Raw genomic sequence first — 4,189 nt, 5'->3', positions numbered from 1 at the left:
GGAAAGTCCCGTCGGGCTTGATCTCGCTGACCATGAAGCCAACCTCGTCCATGTGAGCCGCAACCAATACACGGGGAGCATTTTCAGCTTGGGAATGCCGAACCCCAAAGATGCCGCCTAGACCGTCGGTAACAATCTCATCAACGTGAGGAGTGAGTTTTTCTCGCAGATAGCTGCGGACAGGTGCCTCGTGACCAGAGATTGCTGAAAGCTCGGTCACTTCCTTGATTTTTGAAAATAAGTCAGACATAAATTTACCTTCTTTCTGCCTCTATTTTATCACTTTTTTAAAGGGAATAACAGGATGAACTAGAAGAAGCTGAGAAATCTGCAATATTGTTTGTCGCCTCTGCGCTTTTGTGTTAAAATATTCTACATGAAAGCTAAAAAAATCATTTTAACAACAACAGCTCTTTTGGGAGCAGGAGCCGTGGCCTTTGGAGCTGCCAAGCTTGTGCAGGAGCAAAAAAGACTGCGTAATAGAGAAGAAATTGTTCAAATCGTGCGGGAATTTTTTTTCAGCCGAGGACCGATTGCAACGGTTTATGTGGAACTTTATGAATCAACCGACAACCGTACAGTTGGAGGGGTTGTCTTAGAAGACGACCGTCATTTCACCTTCGTCTATGAAAATGGTCAGTTGACCTACGAGGAAGAGTGATGATTCAGCCGCAAAGCATGGAGGAGCTGGCTTCTTGTGTAGAGTACAAGGGGAAGACTGTCTTCTTTTTCACAGCAGATTGGTGTGGAGACTGTCGCTTTATCAAGCCTTTTCTGCCAGAGATAGAAGCGGAGAATCCTGACTTTACCTTTGTCGAGGTGGATCGGGATCAGTATATGGCTGTGGCCCAAAAATGGGACGTTTACGGAATTCCTAGTCTGGTTGTCGTGGAAGATGGTCGAGAGATTGGTTGCTATGTCAATCGCGACCGCAAGACCAAGAGTCAAATCAATGATTTTTTAGCAAATTTGTAAGAAGATTTAAAGTATTTTTGGAGGAAGAAATGATTTTTACATACAACAAAGAGCATGTTGGAGATGTTCTCATGGTCATCGCTGCTGATGATCAGGGAGCTAAGTTGGCTGCTGAGCGCAAGGAAAATGTTGCGCGTGTTTACCGCGAAGATAATGGACAAACAGTAGCTTGGAATATTTTTGAACTGTCAGACCTTTTTGAAATTGTAGAGCGCGGACAAGTTCAGCTGACAGATGAGCAAGTTGCGATTCTCAATCAAGAATTAACCAAAGAAGGCTTCCAAGCGGAGCTGGTTAGGGACCAAGAGCCTAAGTTTGTTGTGGGGGAAATCCTTGAGATGGTGGCCCATCCAGATAGTGATCACCTCAATATTTGCCAAGTGCAGGTGGCGGCTGATCGGACGGTTCAAATCGTGGCTGGCGCTCCGAATGCTCGTGTCGGTCTCAAGACGATCGTGGCCTTGCCTGGTGCTATGATGCCGAAGGGTAATCTCATCTTTCCAGGAGAACTCCGTGGCGAAAAGAGTTTTGGTATGATGTGCAGCCCACGGGAGCTCCAGTTGCCAAATGCACCACAGAAACGTGGTATCATTGAATTGGCGGATAGTGAAACGGTCGGAACGGCCTTTGATCCAGCTAAACACTGGCAGTCTTAAGACTTACTATAGAAAAGGAAATCGTGATTTTCACGATTTTTTTGTCTTTTCTCGCGAATAAATAGATAGGAGGAAAGAATATGTATAATAAAGTTATCATCATTGGCCGGTTGACGGCTACACCAGAGTTACACAAGACAGCAAATGACAAGTCGGTCGCGCGTGCGACAGTTGCTGTGAATCGCCGTTACAAGAGCCAAAATGGGGAGCGTGAAGCGGATTTTGTCAACCTTGTCGTCTGGGGGCGTTTGGCTGAGACCTTGGCTAGTTATGCTAGCAAGGGGAGTTTGATTTCTCTGGATGGAGAATTGCGGAGTCGTCGCTATGAAAAGGATGGAACCACCCATTATGTGACAGAAGTTCTTTGCAGTGGTTTTCAGCTTTTAGAAAGCCGAGCCCAGAGAGCGCTCCGTGAGAATAATACAGGAGCAGATCTGGCGGATTTGGTACTGGAGGAGGAGGAACTTCCTTTTTAAAAGTGGTTTTTCTGACCTCGAGTGTTCATGATAAAATAGAAAGTAACAAATAAAGAATTAGGTAAATAAGCTAATACGGCAACTAGCGATTCTTCTGAGAGGAACGCTAGTTGTTTTTAATTTTGAAGATTGAAGCATTATCATTATACATACGGAAAGTAAATTTGATTAGGAAAAACTTGACAATTATTAATAAAAGAAGTAAAATACCCTTGTACACTGTTCTATTAGGAACAAAAAATGTAAAAAGGAGTCCAATTATGGCAGAAATTTCATTATCCCCAGAAGAACTCACCTCGCAAGCTTCGGTTTATTCTAATGCTCGCGATCAAATTGAAGCAGCTATTCAAGCGGTAAATAGCGCTAATGGTGAAATGCAAGCACACTGGCAAGGTAGTGCCTTTAATTCTTATCTTGAGCAATATCAACAATTGCACGGAGATGTGGTTAAGTTCCAAGAGTTGTTGACTTCTATTAATCAACAATTGGTTAGTTATGCAAACACTGTATCAGAACGTGATACAGCGGATGCAAATAGTTTTGGTTTCAAAGGATAAGGGCGCTCTGAAATGGAGGGATAGGATTGCTTCCTATCCTTCTTTTATTTTAGTCGAAAGTAAATAGAGGAGGATAAACATGTCGATTGAATCTGATTACCAAACTCTAGCGAATGAAGAATCACAGAAATACAGTAATGCGAAGTCTGAACAGAAGGCAGTAGATAGAAAGATTGATAGGCTAGAGAAAGCCAAAACATCCTTGTCAACACAGATAAATAATTTTCAAACAGGTATTATAGATGCTTTAGAGAAAGTTAAAGTAGAAGATGAATCCCAGTTTAAAGGGGATCGAAAAACTAAGTACGTAGAAAAGTATGATTCTGCTAATACTGCTGCTACAACCAATAAAGCAAGCCATGAAGCAAATTTAGATAGTATAAATACTGAAATTGCTAATCTTCAAGCTGAATCGGATCGTTTAGCAATAGATGTAAAAACAGCTTATGAAAATATGAATTATTATCAGTCTATGGCAAATTCAGCTAGTTCAGAATAGAGGATGGGAAGATAAATGGCAAATACAGGAACGGATTATGGAGTTTGGACAGGACTTACTTCTACAGTCAGTACAAGCATCTCTGGCATTTCAGATATGGCAGAGTTAACTTTTTCAGCAACGACAATGACACCTTTTACATCCTTCAATAATGATATTAAGTCATTTAATACAGCAATTAGCAGTCTCAAGACTTTCACGACAACCGATGTAACGCGTATGAATCAGGCAGCTGAGAACAAGGTGACGGATGACCGAAATCAGGCGAATGCCAAATAAAGTGTTAGAAAGGAGCTATATAAATGAATGAAATAAGTGCTTTATACCAAACTTCTTTAGCTCGAGTTGAAGTAGAAGAGGATAAAGGATCTATCTTGGAGCAAGTTGGTCATTCCTTGGTCAGTCAAGGTGATGCTTTCCGTAGACTTCAGTTGATGCTTCTCAAGAACGAGTCTTTTTATAGTTACAATAGTCTGCTTGGTACATCTGTGACGATGAAGCTTGATTGGGAAAAAGAGGAAGTGACTCTAACTTACTTAGAATCAGAGCTCATTTTGTCAATGGAAGACTTTCGGATTTGGTTAGCCTACACCGATTTACTCTTGTCTCCCATTCTTCCTTTAGGTACCTTGGTAGAGTTAGATCGCGAGTTGCTTCCAGAAGAGCTGGTGTCTGAGATGGAGAAAGCTAAAGTTCCTTTTATGGCGATGATTATGGGACGCAGACTGCTTTCTGAACCAGATGATCGGGAATATATTGATTATCTAGCCAGCATCTATCCCTATGGTCTAAGGTTAGATGTAGATCCTTTGTTTATACCGAGTTATTTGATTTCACGGGTTATTCAAGAAGGTTATAGCGATACTCTAGATCAAACCTATGTGGACCAGCAGTATCGTAGAGATTACTTTCAGCATAATATCCTTTCTATGACCCATAGTATCGAAGGAGGAGATAGATGAAAATCGATATGAAAGAGGTTTATGAACAAAAGACAGCCTTGTCTAATTCAAAAACCTCGATTGA

Annotated in this window: 8 protein-coding genes and 1 pseudogene; 8 read left to right on the top strand and 1 reads right to left on the bottom strand. The window is 41.5% G+C overall.

Annotation, left to right across the window (positions count from 1 at the left end; translation table 11 throughout):
- Positions 1-250: pseudogene (locus tag Q0191_RS03250) on the bottom strand (glutamyl aminopeptidase); the annotation flags it as partial.
- A gap of 126 nt (positions 251-376) precedes the next feature.
- Between Q0191_RS03250 and Q0191_RS03245 the strand changes: the two are divergent.
- The 8 genes from Q0191_RS03245 to Q0191_RS03210 all read left to right on the top strand — a co-directional run bounded on the left by Q0191_RS03245 (position 377) and on the right by Q0191_RS03210 (position 4,125).
- Complete coding sequence (locus tag Q0191_RS03245; protein WP_297663803.1) at positions 377-661, top strand: DUF4651 domain-containing protein; 285 nt, start codon at positions 377-379, stop codon at positions 659-661.
- Positions 661-975 (top strand): thioredoxin family protein, encoded by a 315-nt coding sequence (locus Q0191_RS03240; protein ID WP_297663801.1) that lies wholly within the window; start codon positions 661-663, stop codon positions 973-975. The genes Q0191_RS03245 and Q0191_RS03240 overlap by 1 nt, the downstream gene beginning before the upstream one ends.
- Positions 976-1,004: 29 nt before the next feature.
- Positions 1,005-1,631, top strand: a complete 627-nt coding sequence (ytpR, locus tag Q0191_RS03235; protein WP_297663799.1) for a YtpR family tRNA-binding protein — start codon at positions 1,005-1,007, stop codon at positions 1,629-1,631.
- Between the two features lie 80 nt (positions 1,632-1,711).
- The gene (locus Q0191_RS03230; protein WP_125380222.1) at positions 1,712-2,107 is read left to right on the top strand and encodes a single-stranded DNA-binding protein; all 396 of its coding nucleotides are present in this window, start codon (positions 1,712-1,714) and stop codon (positions 2,105-2,107) included.
- A gap of 260 nt (positions 2,108-2,367) precedes the next feature.
- On the top strand, positions 2,368-2,664 hold the full coding sequence (locus Q0191_RS03225; RefSeq protein WP_015604292.1) for a WXG100 family type VII secretion target: 297 nt from the start codon (positions 2,368-2,370) through the stop codon (positions 2,662-2,664).
- 79 nt (positions 2,665-2,743) lie between these two features.
- Positions 2,744-3,163 (top strand): DUF5082 domain-containing protein, encoded by a 420-nt coding sequence (locus Q0191_RS03220; RefSeq protein ID WP_297663793.1) that lies wholly within the window; start codon positions 2,744-2,746, stop codon positions 3,161-3,163.
- Positions 3,164-3,178: 15 nt separating this feature from the next.
- A complete protein-coding gene (locus tag Q0191_RS03215; protein ID WP_125371243.1) occupies positions 3,179-3,442 on the top strand; it encodes a hypothetical protein in 264 nt (87 codons plus the stop codon).
- Positions 3,443-3,465: 23 nt separating this feature from the next.
- On the top strand, positions 3,466-4,125 hold the full coding sequence (locus Q0191_RS03210; protein WP_297663787.1) for a DUF4176 domain-containing protein: 660 nt from the start codon (positions 3,466-3,468) through the stop codon (positions 4,123-4,125).
- Positions 4,126-4,189: the final 64 nt, after the last annotated feature.

Origin of the sequence: uncultured Streptococcus sp. (genome assembly GCF_938036805.1) — a bacterium.
Classification (GTDB): domain Bacteria; phylum Bacillota; class Bacilli; order Lactobacillales; family Streptococcaceae; genus Streptococcus.
The sequence above is the reverse complement of the archived record's forward strand: the minus strand, read 5'-3'. Positions and strand labels throughout refer to the sequence as shown.

Coding starts and splice junctions, on each gene's coding strand:
- Q0191_RS03245 (WP_297663803.1), top strand. CDS start 377: ATGAAAGCTAAAAAAATCATTTTAACAACAACAGCTCTTTTGGGAGCA.
- Q0191_RS03240 (WP_297663801.1), top strand. CDS start 661: ATGATTCAGCCGCAAAGCATGGAGGAGCTGGCTTCTTGTGTAGAGTAC.
- ytpR (WP_297663799.1), top strand. CDS start 1,005: ATGATTTTTACATACAACAAAGAGCATGTTGGAGATGTTCTCATGGTC.
- Q0191_RS03230 (WP_125380222.1), top strand. CDS start 1,712: ATGTATAATAAAGTTATCATCATTGGCCGGTTGACGGCTACACCAGAG.
- Q0191_RS03225 (WP_015604292.1), top strand. CDS start 2,368: ATGGCAGAAATTTCATTATCCCCAGAAGAACTCACCTCGCAAGCTTCG.
- Q0191_RS03220 (WP_297663793.1), top strand. CDS start 2,744: ATGTCGATTGAATCTGATTACCAAACTCTAGCGAATGAAGAATCACAG.
- Q0191_RS03215 (WP_125371243.1), top strand. CDS start 3,179: ATGGCAAATACAGGAACGGATTATGGAGTTTGGACAGGACTTACTTCT.
- Q0191_RS03210 (WP_297663787.1), top strand. CDS start 3,466: ATGAATGAAATAAGTGCTTTATACCAAACTTCTTTAGCTCGAGTTGAA.